This is a genomic window from Pontibacter indicus (genome assembly GCF_900156345.1).
GTDB classification, from domain to species: Bacteria; Bacteroidota; Bacteroidia; order Cytophagales; family Hymenobacteraceae; genus Pontibacter; species Pontibacter indicus.
Genome location: NZ_FTPP01000001.1, coordinates 280903 through 305964, shown reverse-complemented (window position 1 = coordinate 305964; position 25062 = coordinate 280903). Strand labels below are relative to the sequence as shown.

21 protein-coding genes are annotated in these 25062 nt (G+C 52.0%); 7 read left to right on the top strand and 14 right to left on the bottom strand.

Translation table 11 applies throughout. From position 1 onward, the window contains the following. Positions 1-12: 12 nt before the first annotated feature. From B0B12_RS01295 to B0B12_RS01280, 4 genes are all read right to left on the bottom strand, one after another. Complete coding sequence (locus tag B0B12_RS01295) at positions 13-1809, bottom strand: arylsulfatase (protein ID WP_083704045.1); 1797 nt, start codon at positions 1807-1809, stop codon at positions 13-15. 390 nt (positions 1810-2199) lie between these two features. Further along, the gene (locus B0B12_RS01290) at positions 2200-2880 is read right to left on the bottom strand and encodes a hypothetical protein (protein ID WP_139337744.1); all 681 of its coding nucleotides are present in this window, start codon (positions 2878-2880) and stop codon (positions 2200-2202) included. A gap of 241 nt (positions 2881-3121) precedes the next feature. Further along, on the bottom strand, positions 3122-3595 hold the full coding sequence (locus tag B0B12_RS01285) for a hypothetical protein (protein ID WP_076665702.1): 474 nt from the start codon (positions 3593-3595) through the stop codon (positions 3122-3124). A 170-nt stretch (positions 3596-3765) separates the two neighbouring features. After that, the gene (locus B0B12_RS01280) at positions 3766-4152 is read right to left on the bottom strand and encodes a DUF983 domain-containing protein (RefSeq protein ID WP_244554558.1); all 387 of its coding nucleotides are present in this window, start codon (positions 4150-4152) and stop codon (positions 3766-3768) included. Positions 4153-4315: 163 nt separating this feature from the next. Between B0B12_RS01280 and B0B12_RS01275 the strand changes: the two genes are divergently transcribed. After that, positions 4316-5194: an AraC family transcriptional regulator gene (locus B0B12_RS01275; protein WP_076665701.1), complete on the top strand. Its 879-nt coding sequence runs from the start codon at positions 4316-4318 to the stop codon at positions 5192-5194. Positions 5195-5315: 121 nt separating this feature from the next. Here B0B12_RS01275 and B0B12_RS01270 read toward each other — a convergent pair whose 3' ends face one another. The 6 genes from B0B12_RS01270 to B0B12_RS01245 form a co-directional block, all read right to left on the bottom strand. Next, a complete protein-coding gene (locus B0B12_RS01270) occupies positions 5316-6077 on the bottom strand; it encodes an SDR family NAD(P)-dependent oxidoreductase (RefSeq protein ID WP_076665700.1) in 762 nt (253 codons plus the stop codon). Between the two features lie 320 nt (positions 6078-6397). Next, entirely contained in the window at positions 6398-8602 is a 2205-nt protein-coding gene (locus tag B0B12_RS01265; RefSeq protein ID WP_076665699.1) for a S9 family peptidase, read from the bottom strand. 379 nt (positions 8603-8981) lie between these two features. After that, the gene (locus B0B12_RS01260) at positions 8982-10229 is read right to left on the bottom strand and encodes an NAD(P)/FAD-dependent oxidoreductase (RefSeq protein WP_076665698.1); all 1248 of its coding nucleotides are present in this window, start codon (positions 10227-10229) and stop codon (positions 8982-8984) included. A 1-nt stretch (position 10230) separates the two neighbouring features. Then, positions 10231-11232: a 4-hydroxyproline epimerase gene (locus tag B0B12_RS01255; RefSeq protein ID WP_076665697.1), complete on the bottom strand. Its 1002-nt coding sequence runs from the start codon at positions 11230-11232 to the stop codon at positions 10231-10233. A gap of 8 nt (positions 11233-11240) precedes the next feature. Next, a complete protein-coding gene (locus B0B12_RS01250; protein WP_076665696.1) occupies positions 11241-12695 on the bottom strand; it encodes an aldehyde dehydrogenase (NADP(+)) in 1455 nt (484 codons plus the stop codon). Then, positions 12685-13605, bottom strand: coding sequence for a dihydrodipicolinate synthase family protein (locus B0B12_RS01245; protein ID WP_076667570.1), 921 nt, complete (start codon positions 13603-13605; stop codon positions 12685-12687). The genes B0B12_RS01250 and B0B12_RS01245 overlap by 11 nt, the downstream gene beginning before the upstream one ends. A gap of 138 nt (positions 13606-13743) precedes the next feature. Here B0B12_RS01245 and B0B12_RS01240 point away from each other — a divergent pair, with 138 nt between their 5' ends. Both B0B12_RS01240 and B0B12_RS01235 read left to right on the top strand, forming a co-directional pair. Next, positions 13744-14619, top strand: a complete 876-nt coding sequence (locus B0B12_RS01240) for an AraC family transcriptional regulator (RefSeq protein WP_076665695.1) — start codon at positions 13744-13746, stop codon at positions 14617-14619. Between the two features lie 21 nt (positions 14620-14640). After that, a complete protein-coding gene (locus B0B12_RS01235; protein WP_076665694.1) occupies positions 14641-16011 on the top strand; it encodes an aminopeptidase P family protein in 1371 nt (456 codons plus the stop codon). Between the two features lie 38 nt (positions 16012-16049). Here the strand turns inward: B0B12_RS01235 and B0B12_RS01230 are convergent, their stop codons facing one another. The 3 genes from B0B12_RS01230 to B0B12_RS01220 form a co-directional block, all read right to left on the bottom strand. Next, on the bottom strand, positions 16050-17315 hold the full coding sequence (locus tag B0B12_RS01230; RefSeq protein WP_076665693.1) for an amidohydrolase: 1266 nt from the start codon (positions 17313-17315) through the stop codon (positions 16050-16052). A 147-nt stretch (positions 17316-17462) separates the two neighbouring features. After that, positions 17463-17861: a DUF2255 family protein gene (locus tag B0B12_RS01225; RefSeq protein ID WP_139337743.1), complete on the bottom strand. Its 399-nt coding sequence runs from the start codon at positions 17859-17861 to the stop codon at positions 17463-17465. A 9-nt stretch (positions 17862-17870) separates the two neighbouring features. Beyond that, positions 17871-19076 carry a serine hydrolase domain-containing protein gene (locus tag B0B12_RS01220; RefSeq protein WP_083704043.1) on the bottom strand — a complete coding sequence of 402 codons (1206 nt, stop codon included), beginning with the start codon at positions 19074-19076 and terminating at the stop codon, positions 17871-17873. A gap of 816 nt (positions 19077-19892) precedes the next feature. Between B0B12_RS01220 and B0B12_RS20165 the strand changes: the two genes are divergently transcribed. The 4 genes from B0B12_RS20165 (at position 19893) to B0B12_RS01195 (ending at position 24513) form a co-directional block, all read left to right on the top strand. Further along, positions 19893-20303 (top strand): hypothetical protein, encoded by a 411-nt coding sequence (locus B0B12_RS20165; RefSeq protein ID WP_076665692.1) that lies wholly within the window; start codon positions 19893-19895, stop codon positions 20301-20303. Between the two features lie 813 nt (positions 20304-21116). Beyond that, the gene (locus B0B12_RS19920; protein WP_170871796.1) at positions 21117-22619 is read left to right on the top strand and encodes a T9SS type A sorting domain-containing protein; all 1503 of its coding nucleotides are present in this window, start codon (positions 21117-21119) and stop codon (positions 22617-22619) included. 169 nt (positions 22620-22788) lie between these two features. Beyond that, the gene (locus B0B12_RS01200; RefSeq protein WP_244554557.1) at positions 22789-23457 is read left to right on the top strand and encodes a protein-L-isoaspartate(D-aspartate) O-methyltransferase; all 669 of its coding nucleotides are present in this window, start codon (positions 22789-22791) and stop codon (positions 23455-23457) included. 174 nt (positions 23458-23631) lie between these two features. After that, entirely contained in the window at positions 23632-24513 is an 882-nt protein-coding gene (locus B0B12_RS01195; protein WP_076665689.1) for a DUF3078 domain-containing protein, read from the top strand. 99 nt (positions 24514-24612) lie between these two features. Here the strand turns inward: B0B12_RS01195 and B0B12_RS01190 are convergent, their stop codons facing one another. After that, a complete protein-coding gene (locus B0B12_RS01190; protein ID WP_244554556.1) occupies positions 24613-24903 on the bottom strand; it encodes a DUF983 domain-containing protein in 291 nt (96 codons plus the stop codon). Between the last annotated feature and the right edge of the window lie 159 nt (positions 24904-25062).

Sequence of the window (25062 nt, the reverse complement as noted above, 5' to 3'; positions counted from 1 at the left end):
TTATCCCTAAAGCTACTCTCCCCCTCGAACCATATTCATTTTTGCTTTCTCAAGCAGTTCACGGTTCGCAGAATCCAGCTCAGATTTAAAGAAGTTCTTTGGCCCCAGCACTTCGTACGCCCTGCCCCCATTGTACCGAATATAGCCTACCGCCTGGGTGTAAGTGCTCCAGTCACCGAGCAGTTCATTCAGTTTGTCCTGGTTTTGCTCCGCAAGGTCGCGCTGTTCCCTCGGATCGTCCTGCAAATTGAAGAGCTGCCAGGTGTTTCCGTCTCCGAAGGGCGGCATGATGAGCCGGATCTTCCAATCCCCTTTGATATAGGCTTTATTTTCGAGGCTTTCAATCCCAAAACCGGTTTTCCCGTCACGTACTTCACTATTCCCATCATCCATCATACCCGCAAAAGATTTGCCCGTCATCTCCGCCAGCTTGTTGTTTTTGTAGGTATCTGGTCGCTTGATGCCTGTGATCTCCAGCAGGGTTGGCATGATGTCCGTTCCGAGAATCTGGTTGGTGGGGTCTATTCCGCTTCTGGTTACACCTGGCCCGGAGATGATGAATGGGACCCGAACGCCACCCTCACCCGTGGTGGTTTTGAAGTATGAATAGGGCGTAGCGGTCACCTCTGCCCATCCACCTTCCAAGGAAACAAAAGAGTTTGGTTTCCCCAGGTTCTCCAGACTGTTATTAAAGGGCTTCATGTTGGTTTTGTAGAAAGAAGGGTCTTTGGGGTTGGCCCCGTTGTCACCGATCAGCAGGACCAGCGTGTTTTCCAGTTTGCCTGCCTTTTGCAGGGCATCCAGCACGCGGCCGATGTTCAGGTCCATGATCTCCAGCATAGCGGCGTAAAGTTCCATGCGGCGGGCTTGCAGCTTTTTCTCCTGCGCTGAGAGCTGATTCCACTTTTTAAAATCACCTGAGCCCTGGTTCATTGGAAGGTCTTTAGGAATAAGGCCCAGCTTTTTCATGTTGTCCATCCGTACTTGGCGAATGGCATCGTAGCCTTTGTCGTAAGCGCCTTTATACTTGTCCATCCAGTCGTCGGGCACATGCAGCGGGTCGTGGGGGGCGGTAAAAGCCAGGTAACCGAAGAAAGGCGCCTCGTCTTTTTGCTCGGTGATGTACTGGATCATTTTATCGGCGTAGTAGTCGGATGAATAAAAATCATCCGGCAGTTTTTCCACCTGCACGCTGTCTTCGTAGTACACGGTGTGTATCACTTCCTCCGGGCCCAAGGGGAACATGTTGTTGAAGTGGCTCACCCCTCCGCCCAGGAAAGAGAAGCTGCGTTCAAAGCCTTCTTCAAACGGCCGCCTGCCCTCCTCGTGCCCCAGGTGCCACTTGCCGCTCATGTAGGTATGGTAGCCATTTTCCCGCAGTACTTCAGGCAGGGTCATCACCCGGTCGTTCAGGTACCCTTCGTAACCGGGCTGCATGTATTGGCTGGCTGCCTGAAAGGGAGGCATAGCACCTACACCGCTGATGTGGTTGTCCATACCGGACATGAACATGGCCCGTGAGGGCGCGCAGAGCGGTGTGGTATAGCAATGCTGCACAATCAACCCATTATCGGCCAAGCGCTGCACATTGGGCGTGCGGATCTCACCGCCAAAAGGCGACAGGTCCGAATAACCCAGGTCGTCCACCACGATCAGGAGGATGTTCGGCCTGTTGCGGCCAGTAGATACCTCGGAGTCAGTATCAGTTTTGACTTCGTTTTCGTCCTGCGATTTACGGTTTCCGCAGGAACCCGTCGTAAAAAGTAAACCGGCGCAAAGCAGGTAAAGCAGAAAGGATACTTTTATCATACCCTAGGTTATTTCATTTTTCAACTGGAAGGTTCGGGCATCAAGGTAAGAAGCAAAGTGGCTCTCACATGCGATTGATAAGTAAATTGCTATCCAGGGGGCGTAGGGTATAATCTCTTCGTTGCGGCTGTATCGTTATAAGACGGTTACAGCTGTTGAAGAACAGGGTGTTGTAAACTGATTGAAGCAGTCTGCGGATACAGGAGGACAGTTTCTGAAACGCACTTTAACGTGCGCAACAGATATTTTTACGATTCTTATGCTATTTCGGGCATCCGAAAAAAAACGAAAGGTAGCTTTTCGGCGGCTTTGAGTGAACACTTTATTCTATGTAAGCAAGGCTGTGTGAACGTGCAGCAAATTACCCATGTCTTAGGTCGATACGAAATCCTACCTGGCAGCTCCTTTATAGCTCCCCTGGTAACCCACCCCCACCAAGGTATGAAAGGCAATATTAGGTACACGTGCAGATCCACCTCCCACTAAAGGAAACCGTGCCCAGGCGGCAGTCAGCTTAGCTTCGGGCCGGAAAAACCAATGATCCGTGATTTTCAGTTGTGGGCCAATGGAGGCTTGAAAACTTATACCTGAAAGATGATAGCCGCCTCCAAGCAAACTTTTCACCGGATTGATTTTCCTCCCTCTTATGCTCCCCTCCGGATGGCCAACTACTATACCGAAGCCAAGCCTGAAAAGAGATGGGTTTTGCATATAGGACAGCGCTCTGCTCAGCATGACCATGTTATACCCGTGCGAAACCTCAAAGTGCTCAATCTCCGGAGGCGGATTCTGAAGGTATAGTTTGTGGTGAACCAGCTCCAGCGACCATTGCTGGAAACCAACCCGGTAGGCATAGTACGGTGAGCCTACGAAGGGCCTTGTGCGGTAGCGGGCTTTAAAAACAATGTCGTTTTCGCCGGGCTGCTTTATTTTTAAGTTTGTGGGTAAATTCCAGGCTGTACCCGCAAATACTTCCCCTGATAGAACCTGCGCATCACATCTAAAAGCAGGGAGTATAAAGAGTATAAGTATCAGACTGAACCTGAAACCGAATACCATCCTCCTTCTCATCAGCCAAAAAATAAAGTGAAGTACTATACTATCAACGCCTTGCGGCCAGTGCAGTTACTAAGTGCATTTTCTGAAAGGCAGCTATTCTTATTTTCCCTACCTATACCTGATTTTTCTCATAATGAGCCTGGTGTTTCCTTCTGTCTTACGTGAGTTGACGAGATAAATAACAAAAGCCGCTTCAGGTATACCCGAAGCGGCTTTTCATCTGTTTGCTGGCAACCGAAGTTACTGTATTGCTTTAATTAATAAATTTCCTGTAGTTCTCTTCCGACTCAAAGTATAGCACATCGCTGTTGCTGCCAGGCTTCAGGGCTATAAAGGCGGCAGCTTTATCTACCTCTTTTCCGGTAAAGGGATCCAGCGCGACGCGTACCTGTTTTTGATTCTGAATTGTCTTCACGCACATTTCACAGCAGCCATAATACTGCTTGCCTTCAAACTCAACCAGGAACTGGTCTTTGCCCATGTAGGCGTTGTTCACCATGCAAACCAGTTCTTTTGGCAGGCCTCCCTCAGCCATGGCTGGCAGACTCGTAATTGTTGCCTGATTAGCTACTACATGAGTAGCATGCATTTGACTGGCAGCACTCTCTTGCGGTACACTTGCCTCCACAGGTGTTGCCTGCGTCTGCGCACTTTGTCCCTCCTCGCTGCTGCAGGAGGTCATCAGCAGCATGGCAGGAGCTATAAAATAAACGATTGCTTTTTTCATATCTTGAATATTCACCTCTTCATCATTATTGTGCTAGCTGTTGTAGGAGCACAGTGGCTAAAGAGACGGAGACAGCAGCATAAGCGAGCCACCTGGTCCATTTTCTCCAGTTTGCGGGAGGCTCTTGATCCCCGGTCTTGCAACAATCTCTCATCTTAAGGCTAGGCTGTTTATTTCTTTGGAATCTGGCTACCTGGCCCCTCATACCTTACAAAAATACTAATCCAGATAGCCCTTGACAAACGGAAAATGACTGGCAAAAATCCAATCACGGTAACAGCCACTACCCCGATCATCATGGCCATGGTCACCTCTTCCACAAACTGATAAAGAATAAAGAGCGATACCAGGAAAATGGCCACGTTGAAAGCGAAACTCACGTACATGGCGCCGTAATAATAGCCAACCTCCGGCTCAAAGACCTGTCCGCAGCAAGGGCAGGACTTGTGCATGGTGGCGAAATTGGTTGTATAAAGCGTGCCCTCCGGAAACATGTTTCCTTCGCGGCATCGCGGGCATTTAGCGTTGGCTATACTGTATAATAATGAATTTTTCATGTTCTTGTACTGCTGTTGTATGCTACAGTACAAAAATACACAAACCACTTTCGGTTCTGACGGCAAAAAAAGGACTAAATGCTGTACTTTTACGCCTAAGCCCGGCTTACCACGGGGACCAGGCTCACCCTGCCATCGATTCTTCAGCAACGAACAAGCGCTCATGCAAAAAGAACATTTGCCCATTTACCAGATTCAGGACTTCGAGGCTCTTGCCAACAAAGACCGGTATTTCTACTTCAGTTCTTTCGCAACACACTTAAAAGAGCATCTGTTTATCCGTGAGCCCCATAAGCACGACTTTTACATTATCCTCTTGGTCACACAGGGAACAGGGGTGCATACCATCGATTTCAGGACCTACGATGTGAAACCGGGAACCGTGTTCCTGCTGACGCCCGGGCAGGTGCACAGCTGGACGCTCTCCAATGATGCCGACGGATTCGTCGTTTTCTTCACGCAGGAGTTTTATACCAGAGCATACCCCGATCAACTACTCTCCGATTTTCCTTTCTTTAATGCACTCCTCTATAGTCCGGTCATACACCTTTCAGAAAACGATGAAGCCACGCTAACGCCAGTACTGCAAATGCTACGACTGGAATATGAGCTGGACGCTCCGATGCGGAACATCATCCTGAGCAGATACCTGGATATATTGCTGTTGAAGCTCACCCGGATATTCCTGCCAGATGGCAGCACCACAGCACCGGTCGGTAAAGAGCAGACGCTACTCCAAAACCTGGAACGACTCATCAACCTACACTACAGGGAGCATAAAACAGTGGCCTTCTACGCAGATCATTTGCATGTCACTACAAAGCAACTGAACGAAATCTGCAAACAGGCCATTGGCAAAACTACCAAAGAGCTCCTGCAATACCGGATCATACTGGAGGCACAACGCCTTTTAGTGCATTCTGATTTAACCAGTTCCCAAATAGCCCACGAGCTCGGGTACTTTGACAACACGTATTTCTTCCGCTTTTTCAAAAAACACCTGGGTCTCACACCCGAACAGTTCAGAGCTACTCATAAATAAGAACTGAGAATTTGCTGAGGAGCTTAATAAACGAGGCACAGAGCCCCTGAAATTATCCTCAGAAATCAGAGGATTTGCTGCAGGTCTTTCAAGAGCTCTATACCTTGTTTTTGCACACTCCTTACATAACGCTGAGTCCGCCGTCAATCACTTGGGTGGTACCGGTTATGAAGCGGCTGTCGTCGCTGGCCAGAAACAGCACGAGTTGCGCGATCTCCTCGGGTTCGGCATACCTGCCCAGTGGAATCGTTTTCTCCAGTTCCTTTTTGGCCGCTTCGGCATGGCCTGGCGCGAAGCCTTCTTCCAGCGAGCGCATCATCCGGTTATCGACTGGGGAAGGATGCACGGAGTTCACGCGTATCTTTCGAGGAGCCGCCTCTACGGCCACGGCCCGCATGATGCCTACCACCGCGTGTTTGCTGGTGATGTAGGCGCTTACATTGGGGCTGCCGTTGATCCCCGCCACGGATGAAGTATTGATGATGCTGCCCCTGTCGTTCATTTGCGGCAGCACGTATTTCACGCCCAACCAGGCACCTTTCACATTGACCGCGATCACCCTGTCAAACATCTCCTCCGGGTAATCGGTTATCGGTTTCACCACGCCTTCTATACCTGCGTTGTTAAAGAAGACATCAACCTTACCGAAGGCCTTAACTGTGTCATTCACATAGCGCTGCACATCTTCTGATTTGGTCACATCGGCGGCGCAGTACTGCACATTTTGGCCGCCCAATTCATCAGCCGCTTTTTGCAGTGCGTCTTCTTTCAAATCGACCAGCATCACTTTGGCTCCTTCCTCTAAAAACAGCCTGGCCGTGATTTGTCCGATGCTGCCGGCGCCACCTGTGATAATCGCTACTTTGTTTTCTAGTCTTTTCATAGCTTAAGTTTTTTGAGTTTCTTAATAACTGATTCAATTCTGTACTTGACAGCCTGTTTACTAAGCACTTTGCCCTAATACTTACCCATGCTTCATATTCTAAATTATACGCTTATACCTGGCTTGCTGCCTTACAGGAATGGTATTTCAATTCCGTTTACCAATCCACATCAAAAAGGCTAGGGAGGCGTAAGAGCGCTTTCCGCCATAATGGTAAGGACATTATACCAGCGGCTGCCAAATTCGCTCTTAAACAAGAGAGGCCCAGCAGGTAGCGTTTCGTTCTACCTGCCGGGCCTCTTTAATAGCCTAGCTTTCTACTATCTGCCTCCCGGCGGGCAGTGCTGCTTCAGGAAATTGGTGAATAAGGTCGATAGATGCTCTCCTGTCCCCTCCCCTTCCGAAATGCTGTGCGAGCGGTTCGGGTATGGCATGAACTGGAACTGCTTGTTATGCTTGATAAGCTCGTTTACCAGCTGCTCGGCATTGTTGTAGTGCACGTTGTCGTCGCCGGTGCCGTGGATGTAAAGCAAATTACCCTGCAGGTTTTTGGAGTGGGTAAGCGGTGAGCCTTGTACAAAGTCTTCGCGGTTTTCCTGCGGCAGGCCCATGTAGCGCTCCTGGTAAATGTTGTCGTAGGTGAGCTGATTGGCTACAGCAGCCACCGAGATGCCTGTTTTGTAAATGTCGGGATGCTGGAAAAGCAGGTTGAGCGTGGCGGATCCGCCGCCGCTCCAGCCCCATACGGCCACCCTTTCTGAATCAACATAAGGCAGCTTGAGCAACTCACGTGCCGCCGCTGCCTGGTCAGCGATGTTCAGCTGGCCTACTTTCCGGTAAATGCTCTTGCGCCAGTTTCTTCCCTTTGGACCGGGCGTGCCGCGGTTGTCGACCGACACATAAATGTAGCCATCCTCGGCCATGTTGCCTTTGTAAAGGTAGTTACGGCCTGCGCCATAGGTGTCTGTCACGGTTTGGCTGGCTGGTTCAGAGTACACATAGAAAACGATGGGGTACTTTTTCTTCGGATCGAAGTTGGCGGGCTTCGCCATCCAGGCATCCATTTCCACGCCATCAGCTGTTTTGATTTTGAGGAATTCTACGCCACTGGCCGCTTTATCGGCATTGGCGAGGGCCTTTTGTACAGCACTTTCACCGCCTAAGGCTTTGTGATCGGGCAGCGACACCCACTCACTTGCAGGCCGGGTATAGTAGTTGGAAAAGCGGTGCTGCGCATACCCGGCATTGGGCGACAGGGTATAGGTATGGGTGCCCGGCTGCGATGCCGGCGACAGGCGTTCTGCCTTGCCTTTGCCATTCAGGCGGGTGCGGTACAGGTACTTCTGGGTGGCGTTCTCAGGCGAGGCCATGAAGTAAACGTAGCTTCCCTTCTCGTCAATGCCGGCAATCTCCATCACATCGTAATCGCCCTTGGTGATCAATGTTTCTTTTTTTCCATCGCGGCTCACCCGATAAAGGTGACGCCAGCCGTCTTTCTCGCTCGCCCACAGAAACTCTTTGCCGCCATTGAGCCAGTCCCAGCCGCCATTGCCGTAGGACCTGTCCCAGTTCGGCTGGATATCGATCCAGGCTTCGTCCTGCTCCTTGTAGATCTGCCTGGCTTTGCCGGTTGTGGTATTGCAAAGGTATAGCGTGCTTTCGTTTTGCTTACGGCTCAGCTGCTGCACGATCAGTTCGTCGGCAGAAGTGGCCCATTCCATGCGAGGCAGGTAGGTGTTGCTCGGGTCACCGGGGATTTCCATCCAGCGGGTTGCAGCGCTGTTGATGTCTACCACACCGATTTTGTAGGGCGAGGGTGTTTCCCCGGCCACCGGATACTCCACCGGAATCACTTTGGCATAGACACCATCCAGCATGTCGAACATAATGTAGTCCTTCACCTGCCTTGCATCCAGCTGCCAGTAGGCAATCGATTTGCTGTCGGGGCTCCAACGGAAGCCGTCGCGGGCAGAAAATTCTTCTTCATAGGCCCAGTCGAAGGTGCCGTTGATGAGCTTGCGGGTGCCGTCTTTCGTCAGTTGCGTTTGCTGCCCGCTCTGCAGGTCTTCTACATAGATGTTGTTTTCGCTCACGTAAGCCACTTTGCCTCCATCGGGCGAGAATTTGGCAAACATCAGCGACGACTCTGGTCTTCCGGCTCCGAGTTGACGCAGCTGTTTTGTCTGTAGGTCATACACCCAGTAGTCGCCCCGGGTATCGTAGCGCCACACCTTCTGGGTATTGGTATAGAGCAGTACTTTCTGTTCGTCGGCAGATAAAGCAAAGTTCCGAATTTTTAGTGGCTCGGTTTTGCCAGCAGGTATAAGGGCTGCCTTTTCCAGGAAAGCGCTGGTAGTCCCGTCCGGCAACGTATACCTCACCAACTGCCCCTCCTCAGCCTGCACATAGGAGTTTCCGGCTTTTAGCCACTGGCGCGACTGGTTGCCTTGGGCGAAGGAAGCGGTTATAGTAACAACAAGCAGCAACAGCTGCAGCAAGAGGGTTCGGAGTTTGAAGTGATGCATACCTGAGTCGTTATGTTGAATAATGATGCAATGTGGGATAATATCTTCTGCAGAATACCTATAGAAGATCAGCTTTCATGTTAGAAAGCCATAAGGAAATATACAGAATTATTTGAAGCCCTATAATTATTAATAAGCTACAGAACTGAAATAGTACCTATCATTTTAGTACCTGCTCTTTCAGACAACCATGTCCAAAAGCCCTCTGCTGGGGACATCCTTGTCACTGTGTTGCTGCAGAACGCGTACTCGGAAGTCCGCAGTAGACCTGGTTCCGGGCAAGCATGTCCGAAACAGCTGTTATTGACAACATATGCAGCGGAAGCACCGTCAAAAAAAGAGACTTCAAGGTTTAGCCAGAAATTCCTCCCAAAAAGCCTTAGTTATACCTGTCCGGCGAGAAGGCATCCGTGAGCAGCTGCGCTTTTCTTTGTAGCAGCTGTTCGGCGAGCACTTTGCCGGTTGCCGGTGCCAGACTCAGGCCCATCATGCTGTGGCCGGTGCCAAACAGCACATTGCTCCAGCGCTGCGTAGCGCCGATGTACGGCAAGCCATCCGGTGAGCAGGGCCGCAGGCCGCTCCATACCTTGCCCGGCTCCGGAAAGGTAGGCTGGAAGCTGGTATAGTAGTTTGAGATGGAGTCGAAAATGCCACGCACGCGCTGTTGGTTGATGCTGTGGTCAGTGCCCGTAATCTCCATCGTGCCGCCGAAACGCACCTGCTCGCCAAAAGGAGTCACGGCTACTTTTCGCTCACACAATATAGCAGGCACCTGCAAGGCCGGCTGGTTTTGCTGCATGAAGCTATATCCCTTGCCCGAAAGCATGGGCAGGTAAATGCCCAGTTTGCTGGCCAGTTGCCCGGACCAGGCCCCGGCGCAAACGATCAATTGATCGCAATTAAAATCGCCTTTGGTCGTGACGATAGCGCGTATCCGGTCGCCTTTGTGTTCGAACTTCAGCACTTGCGCCTGCGACACCAGCTTGACGCCTTTAGCTGTTAGATAGTCTTTGAGAAAGCAATGCAGCCGGGCAGGGTCCAGGTGCGCATCGCCTGTGAAATGCACCGCCCCGCGCACGTCCAGTTCCACGTTTGGTTCGAGTTGCTGCGCTTCCTCCCGCGACAGCACGGTTGCCTCCAAGCCGTGCTGGTTAGCCAGGTGGGCCATTTCGATTTCTTCCCGCTCCATTTCAGGTGTCCTGTACAGCATCAAGAGGCCTTTCTCTTCCAGGCCGATCTGCGACTCGGGGTGCTGCAGCGCAAAATTCAGGTATAGCCGCTTGCTCAGCAGGCTCAGGTTTTTCAGGTAGGGGATGCTGTGCTCCACATGCTTTTTATTGGAGGCACGGTAGAAGTGCAGGCACCATTGCAGCAGACGCCTGTCCAAACGGGGGTGAATGTAAAAAGGACTGGTAGCGGAGAACATCCACTTCAGTCCTTTGCTGATCATACCCGGCGAAGCCAGCGGTACAATATGGCTCGGCACGATCATGCCGGCATTGCCTGTGGAGCAACCCTGCTGCATGTCGCCCTGGTCGAGGAGGGTCACCTCGAAGCCCTCTTCTGAGAGGTAGTAGGCCGTAAACAGGCCCACGATGCCCCCTCCGATTATCGTTACGTTGCTCATATCAGATTACCTGGAAACCGTGAACATAGGGATCCTCGTCATCAAAAAAGATGGTGTTGTGTCCGGTGATGATCGCCCAGCCTTCGATGCCGGGGTAAATCGCCGGTTTACCCGCCACGGTCGTCTCCTCCTCGATGGTGCCGGTGAAGATAGAGCCAATGATACTTTCGTGGATGAACTTCTGTCCCGGTTTCAGCTTGCCCTTGGCATACCACTGCGCCATGCGGGCCGAGGTGCCGGTGCCGCAGGGGGAGCGGTCAATGGCCTTGTCCCCGTAGAAAACCGCATTACGGGCCGTGGAAGTAGTCGCCAATGGCTTGCCGGTCCAGAGGATGTGCGAAAGGCCTTTGATCGCCGGATTATCGGGGTGCACGAAGGTATACTGCTCGTTCAGACGCTGGCGCAGCACGCGGCTCCAAGAGATGAGCTTGTCGGCGGTATGGTTTTCTATACCCTGGAAGTTCTCCTGCGGGTCCACAATAGCGTAGAAATTACCACCATAGGCCACATCCACTTTCAGCGTCCCCAGTTCCGGGCACTCTACCGTCAGGTTTTCTGAATCCAGGTAGGCCGGCACGTTGGTCAGCTTCACCGATTTCACTTTGTCTCCTTCCTGGGTATACTGCACCCGCACCAGGCCGGCTGGTGTTTCAAGACGCAGCTGGCCGGGTACTTTAGGGGTGATCAGGCCTTCCTCCAGCGCGATCGTAACAGTGCCGATGGTGCCGTGCCCGCACATGGGCAGGCAGCCGCTGGTTTCGATGTAGAGCACGGCCACATCATTTTCGGGTTCGTGCGGCGGATACAGGATGCTGCCCGACATCATGTCGTGGCCGCGAGGCTCAAACATCAATCCTTTCCGGATCCAGTCGTACTCCCGGAGAAAGTGTAGGCGCTTTTCGCTCATGTTGTGGCCCTGCAGCACAGGGCCGCCGCTTGCCACCAGGCGCACCGGGTTGCCGCAGGTATGGGCATCGATGCAAAAGAATGTTTTTCTGGCCATAGGTATCCTTATAGGCTGCTTTGGGAAAGTTTTCCGTTGATGGTGCGCCAGAGGCCGCTGCGGTTCTCGTCCTGCAGCTCTGTTGGCAAGAGTGCCTGCGGAGCCGACTGAAACGTAACCGGCCGGGCAAAACGATTGATGGCGTAGGTGCCCACAGAAGTGCTACGGCTATCGGTCGTGGCCGGGAAAGGCCCGCCGTGCGTCATGGCATAACTGACTTCCACGCCGGTTGGTACGCCGGAGTACAACAGGCGACCGCACTTGTCGCGCAGCACATCGGTTAGCGCTTGCTGCAACTCACGTTCCTGGTCGATGCCCCAGAGTGTACAAGTCAGCTGGCCCTCCAGTGCTTTGGCGGCTGCAATCAGTTCCTGAGCATTGCTATACCTGACCACGAGGGTAAAGGGCCCGAAAATCTCCTCTTGCAGGTCCGGATTCTGCAGCCACTGCGCGGCGCTGGTACTGGCCAGGGCGGCACGTCCTTCCAGCACATCAGCTTCCTGCTGCACCAGGGCCTGCACGCCTTCTGCTTGCAGGAGCTTTTCGAGTCCCTTGTAATAGTTGCCGGCGATACCGTCGTGCAGCATTTTAGCAGGACTCGCCGTGGCAAGCTCAGCTTCCAGCGTTTCCATAAACGCATTTGTTACCGCCGTCTCCGGCACAAATAGCAAGCCCGGACAGGTACAGAATTGCCCAGATCCTAACAATACCGATGCCGCCGCCTGATGCGCCAGCTCAGCAGTATTCTCCATTAGTTTTTCCGGAAGAATAAATATAGGGTTAGTACTGCCCATCTCGGCGTATACCGGTATGGGCACTTCACGCTGCATGGCCAGGTCGAAAATAGCTTTGCCACCCTTGTACGATCCGGTAAAAGCCACAGCCTTTGTCGCAGGATGCTTCACCAGCTCCTGTCCCACTTCCACGCCGCCGCTCACATGCTGGAACACGCCTTCCGGAAGTCCGTGCTTTTGCAGGGCCTCGGTGATGGCTTTGTGGACCAGTTGCGAGGTTTGCGGATGGCCCGGATGTTCTTTGTAGACCACGGTACAGCCCGCCGCCAGTGCGGAAGCCGTGTCGCCGCCGGCAGTGGAGAAGGCGAGCGGAAAGTTACTTGCCCCGAACACCACCACAGGCCCGAGCGGCACCAGCATGCGGCGCAGGTCGGGGCGCGGCAAAGGCTGACGGTCAGGCAAGGCGGTGTCGATGGTCGCCTCCACCCAGGAGCCCTCTTCCACCAGGTCAGCGAACAGGCGCAACTGGTTGCAGGTGCGCCCGCGCTCGCCCGTCAGGCGGGCCAGTGGGAGATTACTCTCCCGGCTGGCCGTTTCCAACAGTTCATCCCCCAGCGCCTCAATGGCTTCCGCTATACCTCGCAATAGCTGTGCTCGCTGTGCCGGGGAGGTTTTCTTGTATGATTCAAACGTCTGCTCGGCGTTCGTTAAAGCTTCGTTATACAGCATAGGCTTCTTCTTTAAAATCAGACAGCTGCGGCCTTGTTTCGATTCCCTTTTTAATGGTAGCAATCACGGCCTCACGCTCTTCGCCGATCAATGGCAGACGCGGGGCACGTACATGCTCCGTCCCGATGCCTTCCATCTGCTCAGCCAGCTTGATGTACTGCACTAGCTTCGGGTGAATATCCAGCTCCAGCAGCGGCATAAACCAGCGGTAGATCTCCAGCGCTTCCTGTGCTCTGCCTGCTTTGGCCAGTTTGAACATCGCCATCGACTCTTTCGGGAAAGCACACACCAGACCGGCTACCCAGCCGTGCGCGCCCATGAACAGGCTCTCCAAGGCCAGCGTATCTACCCCGCATAGGATTTTGATGCGGTCGCCGTAGCGGTTGAGCATACGTGTTACGTTGGTCAGATCGCGGGTCGATTCTTTTACGGCCTGGATGTTCTCGTGCACGATCAGCTCATCGAACATTTCCAGGGTGATACTTCGCTTATAGTCTACGGGGTTGTTGTAGATCATGATGGGAAGCGAAGTGCTTTCAGCTACGGCTTTGAAGAAAGCGACCGTCTCGCGGTGATCGGAGTAGTAGCGCATGGGCGGGAGCAGCATCAAACCGTCTGCACCCATCTCTTCTGCCTCGCGGGCACGTAAAATAGCTTCCTGCGTGGCACCTTCGGCGATGTTCATCACAACCGGCACCCTGCCTGCCACATAGGCAATCGCTCTACGGGTGAGCTCCTGTTTCTCCTCGGTGCGCAGTACGCTGGCTTCTCCCAGGGTACCGCCCAGGATAATGCCGTCCACACCCGCTTCCAGCTGGGCGTCTACGTTCTTGAAGAAGGTATCAAAGTCAAGGCTGCCGTCAGCATGAAATTTCGTGGTAAGTGCGGGGAATACTCCGTTCCAGTTAATCATGATCAGAATTGTTTTGGTTCTATTTCAAAGGTATGGTATAAAACAGGCAAAATCCTGTACTCGATTAATAAGAACTAATAGAATATTGACTTGTATTTTGCAAGTGATGCGGATATTAGTTAACATGGTACCAGCATGAAGGTCATCCCGTTTAAAATACCGAAGCCGAGCAAAGAGCTGATCCGCTACCAGGTGGACCGCCAGCCATACTTCTACGACAAGCTGCACCAGCACCCCGAAATCCAGCTGAGCTGCATCCTGGAGGGCGAAGGCAAACTGATCGTGGGCGACTACATCGGCCGCTTCGGGCCCGGCGATATTTTCCTGCTGGGCCAGAACGTGCCCCATGTGTTCCGCAGCGACGACGTGTATTACCAGCCGGAAGAAGCCAGGCAGTGCCACAGCATCATCCTGTTTTTTGACCTGCGCGCTTTTGGCGAGGCCTTTTGGGCCTCCGAGGAAATGCAGGAAGTAAAGGAGTTTTTTGAGCAGCAGAATGGTTGCTACCGGGTAAGCCTAGAAGCGCAGGAACACTTCGTGGAACAGGTACGGCAGCTGCAACATAAAAGCAAGCTCGAGAAAGTGGTGAGTGCCCTGCAACTGGTCGACATGCTCATGCACCAGGCGACGCTGCAGCGCCTGAACCTGGCCGATCAGATGCACAACCTGAGCGAACGCGAAGGCAAGCGCATGGAGCAGGTGCTCGAGTTTCTGGTGGAAGAAAGTCACCGGCAGCTCACCCTGGAGGAAGTGGCCTCGGTCGCCAACATGAGCCGTGAAGCCTTTTGCCGTTTCTTTAAAGAACGTACCCGCAAAACGCTGGTCACATTTCTGAATGAATTGCGTTTAAGTAACGCCTGCCAGGCCCTGTTGCACTCCGACCAGACCATCGCCAGCATCGCCTTCACCTGCGGCTTTGCCAACCTGTCGCACTTTAACCGCGTCTTCATCAAGACCATCGGCATCACCCCGCGCGAATTCCGCCGTCAGGCAAGTGTAACCAAAGTATAAACCTAATTTGATTCATCTTATATGTTTGATGCAAACACCTATACCCAACGCCGCCTGCAACTGAAACAACAACTCGGCGGAGACCTGATCCTGCTCCTGGGCAACGAGGAAGCAGGCATGAACTACCAGGACAACTGGTACCCTTTTTATCAGGACAGCACCTTCCGCTACTACTTCGGGCTCGACCTGGCCGGCCTGACAGGCATTATTGATGTAGACGGCGACGAGGTGATCCTTTTCGGGCCGGAGCAAAGTTTAGATGATGTGGTGTGGACCGGTGCGCTGCCCAGCTTGGCCTCGCTGGCCGTACAGGTGGGCGTGCACAAGGTAATGCCAACTGAGAAGGTAGCCAACTACCTGGCCGGGGCTAAAAACATCCATTACCTGCCGCCTTACCGCCCGGAGCACCAGCTGAAACTACAAAACTGGACCGGAAAAACTGCCCTGGAGCCGAGCCTATCCCTGATTCAGGCCGTGGTGGCGCAACGCACTATCAAGTCCGATGCAGAAATACAGGAGATCGAGAAGGCCGTTACCTATACCGCGCGTATGCACCGCAGCGTGATGCAGTTTGCTCGCGAAGGCATGAAAGAGCACGAAGTGGCCTCTGAAGCGCTTCGCTACGCAGAAGCAACCGGCAACCTCCTCTCCTTCCCGGTGATTTGCACTACGCAGGGCCAGATCCTGCACAACCACTACCGCGGCAACACCCTGCGTGACGGCGATATGCTCCTCTTTGACGGCGGCATCCAAACTGCAGCAGGCTACGCCGGCGACATGACCCGTACCTTCCCGGTTGGCCCTACCTTTACGGAGCGGCAGCGCGAACTCTACCAGGTCGTGCTGGAGACACACGAAGCGGCCATGGCTGCCCTGAAACCGGGCATGCTCTACAAAGACGTGCACCTGCTGGCCTGCCGCAAACTCACAGACGGGTTGAAACAGGTAGGCCTGATGCGCGGCGACACCGAAGAAGCGGTGCAGGCAGGTGCCCATACCATGTTCTTCCAGTGCGGCCTGGGCCACATGATGGGCATGGACGTGCACGACATGGAAAACCTGGGCGAACAGTACGTGGGCTATACCCCGGAACTGCGCAAGAGCACTGAATTCGGGCTGAAGTCGTTGCGCCTGGGACGTGCGCTGGAGCCGGGCTTTGTGCTGACGGTGGAGCCAGGCATCTACATCATTCCCGAACTGATCGACATGCGCCGAAACGACAAAGTAGCCCAGCAGTTCATCAACTTTGAAAAGCTGGATACCTACCGTGATTTCGGCGGCGTCCGCATTGAAGACGACCTGCTGATCACCGAAACCGGCAGCCGCATCCTGGGAGAGCCACTGGAGCGGGCACTGGCCGAGGTAGAGGCGATCCGGCAGCAGGCGCTGTAGCGAAAAAACAGATCTGGTTTGAAAGTGGGCAGCGGATGTTAGTCGAGCCAGGCTGCGGCCGCTGTCATCATCGCCTGCAATCCTGTCTTGAGGGTTGGGTGTATGACCGGCGCAAACTTTTGTGAGTGGTTGCTAGGTATAGCTTTCAGTTGATTGTTTCTTTTCGCTTCCAGGTACAGTGCAGGATCTGTTCCACCGACAAACCAAAAAACGTAGGGTACCCCCCAACTCCTACCGAAAACACTGAAATCCTCGCTTCCAGAAGCGGGTTTGGTCTCGTGCGATCTGTCACCAAACTGCGCGGCAAAAGCGCTGCCCACTTTCGCTGTGGCTTCGGTATCGTTCTCGGTTATCGGGTAGCTGGACAGTTCCGTAAACTCGGGGTCTCTGGGCGCGTTGGAAGCGGCACACTCGGCACAGCAGATGCGCTTGACTGCGGTTAGGATCTGGTCCTTCACTTCTTCTTTAAAAGTGCGGATGTTTAGTTTGAGGGTGGCATCTTCTGGGATGATGTTTTCTTTGGTACCGGCCTGCAGGGCACCTATGGTCAGCACGGCATTCTCTATCGGGGCTACTTCACGGGAAATAATGGTTTGCAGGCGCAGGGTGGTAGCAGCCGCCAGCACCACAGGATCAACGGTGGTTTGCGGCTGGGAGCCATGCCCACCACGACCAAATAACTTTACCTGCAGACTGTTGCCTGCCGCCAGGATAGCGCCGCTTCGATACCCGACCGTACCTGCCTCACCTACCATGACATGCTGCCCCAGAATAATATCCGGTTTCGGGAAGCGATCCATCATGCCATCGTCTACCATGCTTTGGGCACCCCGGCCAACTTCTTCGCCGGGCTGAAAGACAGCCAGTATGGTGCCTTTCCATAGGTCGCGGCGCTCCGAGAACAGCCTGGCGATGCCCATCAGCCAGGTCACGTGCAGGTCGTGGCCACACATGTGCGACACTCCTACCTCTACCCCATTTTCGTCGCGGGCTATCTTGGTACTGGCATAGGGCAGGCCAGCGGCTTCCGTGACGGGGAGTGCATCCATATCTGCCCGCAGCATCACGACCGGTCCTTCACCATTCCTCAAAACTCCGACCACACCGGTCACGCCTATGCCTGTCGAAACCTCGAACTGGTACTGGGTCAGGTAATCTGCTGCGATTTTGGCCGTCCGGAATTCCTCCATCGACAACTCGGGGTTCTGGTGAAGGTCTTTGTAGATCTCCTCCAACTCAGGAAGCAGTTGATCGATAGCGCTGTCCATTTCAGCCATGAAGGCCTTGATTCGGGAAATTTCCATACCTGTAAATTTTGTATAGCCTGATTGCAGAAAACACAGGCCTGTCTCTGCTTGTACGAGCGCCAATCAATTAAGAAGTGCTCTAGCCGCTTCACAAAATAAAAATCAGACCATGTGACTCCGGATATACAACCCGCTGATCAGGAGCTAAGCAGGAAGGCCATCAAAAATAAACTCCATCGTATAGTAGTGGTACTCTGGTTGGGTGATGCCGGCCACATAGGGCAGGTTGTGTTCCTGCGTGTACTTAGCTTTGTAAGCATCGTCAATAAGCAAATTCAGCTCGGCGTCATGCGTTTGCACGCCTCGTACATTCAGTACACGCTGACCATACTGCAGCTGCCCGGCGCCTTCTTCCAGAAAAGCCGTAAACCAGCTTTTGTTGCTTTTGGCCCAGCTGCGGGCAAAAACTCTTCCCGCCACTTCCACCATCCAGATATTAAGAAAGGTTTCGCGCGCTGTGCCTCCTTTCACACCTACAAGGGTATAAGAGCGCAGGTATTCGATAAAATCGGCTGGAAATTGCTGTTGCTTCATCGGGTTCATAGCGTCATATTATCGGGCGCTTGCTACCTGCACTGGTCTTTGTGCATTTTTCGGGCGGGCCGGATACATAAAGTTTCGCACGTCCTTCATGTAGTTCAGGCTTCCGTTAGTCAGGTTACTGAGCACGATGATGGAACTGTGGTCGTTGGGGTTGCGCAGGAAATAGGTGTTGAAGCCGTGCCACAGACCGCCGTGGTATACAACGGTATCGCCGCTCTCCAGCTGCTTGATGCGCCAGCCGTACCCATAAGACTCATCTTTCCTATTGAACTTCCCAGTCGGTGAGAAAGCCTCCTCCAGCGTTTCACGACGCACCAGTTTTTGGGTATAGAGCGCCTGATCCCACTTATACAGGTCCTCTACAGTAGAGTACATGCCTTTGTCGCCCAGCACCGTGTCCTGGTAGTCGGGCAGGCGTTTGCGGCGACCGCCTATGTGCCCCGAAGCCACCTTACCAGTCTGGGCAACCAGTTCGTGGTTAAAGGTATAGGTGCTGTTCATTTTGAGCGGCTCGAAAATGTGTTCGTGCATGAACTCAGCAAAAGGCTGTCCTGAGGCTTTTTCTACGACAGAAGCAAGCAACGCATAGCCTGTGTTACTGTAACTGAAAGTACGATCCGGCTGGTAATAGATGTTTGGTTTGTGAACGGCCATCATGCTCAGCACATCATCGTTGCTGAGGTCCACTTTGCGGTCGGGCCACAGTTCGTCGCTGAAATAGGTATAGTTGGGCAGGCCGGAGCGGTGCGTGAGCAGCTGTTTGATGGTGATGCCTTTGTAAGGGAAATCCGGGATGTATACCTGCAGGCTGTCCTCGTAGTTGAGCTTGCCCTGCTCTTTCAGCATCATGACGGCCACTGCTGTGAATTGCTTCGACACGGAGGCCAGCTGAAACACGGTTTGGGTGCTCAGGGTGTCTTTTGTCTTGAAATCGGCATAGCCAAAAGCGCCCCGGTAAATGATCTGGTCATACTTGGTGACAAGCACGGTGCCGTTGAAGCCCCTTCTTTTGTGCAACTGTGTGAAAAGGGAGTCGACCTGCTTGCCGAGTTTGGTGGCAACGGTGGGCGTAAAGGTTTCAGGTGCCTCTACATGAAGTTCGCAATCCTCCTCTACAATAAGCTCTTCACTTTGAGAGCAAGCACTGAAAGACAAGATCAAAGCACACGCCGCTGCGCCTCGGATTAAGAGCGACTGAAAGTTACTGAATGCCATACCTGAAAATACCAACAAGGAAAATGAGCTTTAAATATAAAGGAAGTTTCTGATATATAAGAAATGAATTTTTACAAATTAGCAAAAGAGGTCTGTCCGTTAAAAACACAACACATGAAGCCTGCAGAAAGCGGGTTCAGGAAGAATTATATCAACCCAATCAGCAGGTAAATCCTATACCACTTAAGTGCCATAGCCGTCGCGATTTGCACTGCTAGTAAATAAAACCAGTGGCAACCGGGCACTTTCATTGCTTAATTAAATAAGCATCAACCTATTACCAGTACAATTTCCACCAATAGACTTTTAAATTAATGCGCCTTTTTAACTTTAATTAATTTTATATATACTAAATAAAATCGTTTTTTCACCCGATTTAGATAAGAAAGAGAATATTTTAAAAAATTATGTAAATAAAATTAATACTATAACGTATTGCCAGTTAAGGACATTCTAAAATGGCAATATTTCCATCGATTAAGATGACAGCTTTTAGAATCAATATATAGATATAATCATATTTAAATACTCTACATCCACTTGCTATGAAAAAAATCTTACCACTTTATCAACTTTGCTTTCATTCCCCTACGCCAAGTTAGGAAGCTGATCCGCTGCTTACATAAGCAATCCTAATTAATAAGCAGGCACCTGCAAACAGAGCGAGACATGAAAAAGTCCCTGCGTGGCAGCGCCTTGCTTATAATTTCCCACCATGTTTCAAATTCAATTTCTGATTACAAACACATTACCACTATGAAAAAAAATTTTACTTGCACAATTCATTAAAATTTCCCGCATGGGCGAAGAACATTTATGCTACGGCAGTTACTTCTCTGTTTTTTATTTTTCTATGCTGTTGGCCTCAATAATAGCCTACTGGCAAATGGCGGCACTGCTCAAGCAGCCGATACTAGAAAATATATAACCGTAAGCCTTTTTGCTTCGACACCAGAAGCCTTTCTGGATTGCAATAATACCTCAGTGATGATAAGATCATATGTTAGAGTAAACGACATGTACACGGAAGAAGGAATTACCTATGAATGGAGAAATACAATTAAAGATTTTTTTAAAGTTATATCCACTGAAAAAGATCTCGTAGTTACCGAGCCAGGCAGGTATACACTTTCCGTAAGGAATACGAAGGACTGCTCTCCCCTTACTGATCTTTCTTGCTCCGCTTCAAGTGAATTTGTGGTGGAAGGTATTAACTTCCCTAACTGATTTGCCGGTCAGGATAAAAAGCTGTTCCCCGGGGATGCCACTGTCACATTAGAGGGTCACATGAGAGGTGACGTTACACCGATGTGGACGGCAAGTAATGGCGGCAACATCGTTTCAGGGGCAAATACCCTAACGCCTGTAGTAGATGCGGCGGGCACTTACACACTCACATTGACCCATTCCAGTGGCTGCACCATGCAGGACGAGGCAGTGGTTACGAGAGAAGAAAACACATTTACAGCCCGTATTTTTAGTTCTCCCCTCCGATTTACTTGTCCAGGGCCCAACCATGCTACTCTGGATGGTTACGCCATATTCAATGAAGAGTATGTAAGTGAAGGAATCACTTACCAATGGAGTGGACCGAATGGATTTTCTTCCAATAACAAAAGGGTTGGAGTTACCGAACCAGGAGAATATACAATAGTGGTGACAGATACAATCCGAAATCTTACTGCATCCGCCTCACTTGTTATAAGCCCTCCTATGCAACCGACGGGCAGCGCGGGGCCGGACAAAGTTCTGACTAGCCAAAACAGCACCGTCACCCTCGAGGGTTCAGGAAGTGATCAAGCTGTTGTATGGTTTGCGAGCGACGGGGGCAACATTGTATCAGGAGAACGAACGTTCAATCCAGTGGTGGACGCCCCGGGAACTTAAACTATGAGAGTTACTAACACCCGTACCTCTTGCACTTTTGAAGACACGGTGAAAGTTACCCGTGAAGAAGAAAATAAATTAGCTGTATATCTCGGTATTGGGCATGCAGTACAATTTGATTGTGATAGCACGCCTATTACCTTATCTCCTTACGTGACACTGAATGAAAGAGTCATATCTGAAGGCCTTACCTACAGCTGGTCCGGCCCGAACGATTTCACGGCGGAAGGGTTGTGGACAACCATTACAGAGCCTGGCGATTATACAATTGTGGTAACACACATGGCTACCGGACTAACTTCAACCGCGACACTGTATATTTCTCAAAAGGCTAAGCCTGAGGGCAGCGCCGGTCCAGACAAAAAGCTGACTTGCCAGAATCACACTGTCACCCTGGAAGGCTCAGGTACAGGCCAGGTGGCATGGTTTGCAAGTCATGGGGGTAACATTGTGTCGGGCGAAAAGACTTTCACCCCCATTGTAGACGCCCCAGGCATTTACACAATGGTAGTCACTAATGCAGAAAGCGGCTGCCAAGTTGAAGATGTGGTGAAAGTTATCTGGGACGAGGAACTGACGGTGAGCGCCACAGGCGGCCAGCTGGATTGCGCCACCGGAACTGTACAACTTACGGGCTCATCCTCAGCCGAAGGGGCAACCTATAGCTGGACGGGTCCAAATGGCTATACCTCAGCAGAGCAAAATCCGGTGGTGAAAGTAGCGGGAACCTATACCTTGACCGTTGCTGACCCGGCCGGTAGCTGCACTGCCTCTACCAGCGTTGTAGTAACACCTAGCTCAACCCAAGCGGAAATCACACAACACACGATTGATTTCAACAGCGAGAAGCGAGGCCTGATCACAAGCATTGACACGGAAGCAGGACCCGTGGCGCTGACTGGCAGAAAGCGTAACGGGGATGGCAGCTATGCACCAGAAAACTACGCAGCCATCTTCGACACGCAAGACCCGACAGGCGATGACACCAATCTGTACACTACTGACTGGGGTAATGCCCTTATCATTAACGAATACTGGAACGATTTGCCGGATGCTACCCGATGGGGAGGCGAGCTGATTCTGGATTTCTCAGCTATTGGCCCGGTAACCATGGAATCATTAAATGTAGTAGGCATGGACACATACGAACAGATGTCGTGGGTATACCTGTATGATGTGGATGGCAAAGAGTTGAACAAGGTATACCTTAAGCCGCTGGGTATAAATAGTAAACAACTGGTACATCTGGGCAACACCAAAGGCGTGATGATGATGAAGGTCGTGCTCGATGGCAGAAACGACATGGATGAGTACAGCGGTTCGGCCGCCATCGACAACATCAAGTTTCACACAGAGAGAGCTACCAGCAGTCCGTGCATTACAGAGGCGGCAAATCTTACCCATGCGATGGCCTATCCGACCGCTTTCAGCGATCAGACAACTGTAGAGTTTATTGTACGCGAGACAGAAAACTACAGCATCAACCTCTACGACGCGCAGGGCATGCTGGTGAAAAAGGTGCATGAAGGCACCTCCAGAGCTGGCGAAATGACACGCGTTGAGGTGAACGGCAGAGACTTGAAAGAGGGGATGTATTTCGCCCGACTGGTTAGTGACTCTGGTTCTAAAACCTTTAAGCTGATTCTGAAACGATAAGCCGTAGCGTTGTAACGACCATCTTAAATGCCCCGACTCATCTCGAGTCGGGGCATTTTTCTTGACAAAAGGGATGATAACTTATTCGTTTACCTGAAGTATAAAAAAGTGGATAGATGTGACAGGTATAGGTGCGATGGGTTCTCCGGTTTACATATTTATTTTTGTTTTGCTGCTGCTAACCGCTCCGGTGCAGGAAGATGCTTACAAAGCCCAGCGAGAGCAAATGGTGGAGCAGCAGTTGAAAAGACGAGGTATAAGCGACAAAGCCGTGCTGAATGCCATGCGCACGGTCAAACGTCATCTTTTTGTTCCAACTGCCATCGCCCCAGAAGCCTACTCTGACGGCGCCCTGCCCATCGGGCACAAGCAAACCATCTCCCAGCCCTACATGGTGGCCTACATGACCCAGGTGATCGAACCCACACCCGGCATGAAAGTGCTGGAGATCGGCACCGGATCGGGCTACCAGGCGGCTGTGCTGGCTGAGATTGTGAAGCAGGTATACACCATCGAGATCATTCCGGAGCACGGGAAAGCGGCGGCGGCGCGGCTCAAGCAACTGGGCTATAATAACGTGGAGGTGAAAATCGGCGATGGCTATGCGGGTTGGGAAGAACACGCCCCCTTCGATGCCATTGTGGTGACCGCCGGAGCCGAGTCTGTGCCTCCTCCCCTGTTTGCGCAGCTCAAAGAAGGTGGCCGCATGGTCATACCTGTCGGGCCGGTCTACAGGACCCAGACCCTCAAACTGATCGAAAAGAAACGCGGCAAAGCCGTCACCCGCAACTTAATGCCAGTAGTTTTTGTACCCTTCACAAGAGAAGGCCAGCAGTAACTCTTCCCTGTCCGGAAAGCAATTAACCTTTCCTTGAAACCGGCTTGATCAGAAAAAATAATACCTATACCTGCAAAATTGCGTAAGCGCTATATAGCGACTTAAAAGCATAGCACTAAACCTATGTCAATTGATATTGCCATTCAAATTCGTTTCGTACATCAAAGCTTACACATGCAGAAAACTCTACTCACCCTCCTGATCATGCTGACGACCCTCATCGCCGCCAAGGCACAGGTCGAGCCCGACACTACCTGGCGCAGAACTTTCTCGGCGGGCATCAATCTCAACCAAGCGGCCTTCAGCGACAACTGGAAAGGGGGTGGCATCAGCTCCATTGCCTTCAACACACACGTAGACGGGCGCGCCGACTACAAACTGGGCAAAACCTCCTGGGACAATGCTGTGCAGCTGCAGTATGGCCTGCTCAAAAACAAGGGCGAAGAGCACCGTAAAAGCATCGACCGCATCTTTCTGGATTCCAAGTATGGCTATGCGATCTCATCTGACTGGAATACGTTCGTGTCGGCCAACTTCCTGTCACAGTTCACGCGAGGCTACGAGTATGATGTGGACGCTGACGGCAACGACCGCCTGATCTCCAACTTTCTGTCGCCGGGTTTCCTGACGTTTGCGTTGGGGGCGGAGTACAAGCCCAATCCTTACTTCTCGCTCCGCCTGAGCCCTTTTGCGCCCCGCTTTACGTTTCTGGCAGATGATGCGGTGGCCGAAAACGAGCGCTACGGCGTGCCAGAGGGCAAAAGTGTGCGCACCGAATGGCTGGCCGCCATGGTACAGGCCAGCTACAACCGCGACATCTTCACCAACATCAACCTGCGGCTCAACTACATGTCTTATATCAATTACAAAGAGCTGTCCGGCAAGCGCATCGACCACCTGCTCAACTCGACACTGACGGCCAAAGTGAATCGCTACATCAACGTCAACATCATGGCCAACTTCATCTACGACTATGACCAGGACAGCGACGTGCAGTACAACCAGTCACTGGGTTTGGGCATTCTGTATACCATGCAGGGTTTCTCGGTGAATTAAACCTGGCTGCCCCATCATGCGCGCGAGCACCCTGGCCTACCGGGGTGCTCGCGCTCGTTTAAAGGTATAGGTATAGCAGGTACCTGCTAACGGGTAGTGCTAAGAATGCATTTTTTTGGGTATTTCGCTGCAGGGGCCTTCGTAGCGCACAAAGATATGGATGTAGAGCGAGCGTGACCACCTAAAGATGACGGGCAACAAACCCACCACCACAACTGCCACCACACCGATCATCATCGCCAGGGTGATCTTCTCCACGAACTGAGACAGGATGAAGAGTGAGACGATGAAGATGGCCACGTTAAAGGCAAAGCTCACGTACATGGCGCCATAGTAAAAACCGGGCTCCGGCTCAAAAGCCTGCCCGCAGCAGGGGCAGTTCCGGTGCATATCCGCAAAGCGGGTGGTGTAAAGTCCACCTGTAAACATTTTACCCTCCCGGCAGCGCGGGCAGCGGTTAAATAAAATACTGTATAAAGCGGATCTTCTCTGGCTCATACTGGTTCTTTTTCTGACGTGGCAACCTACATTTCAAAGGTACGGGTTTTA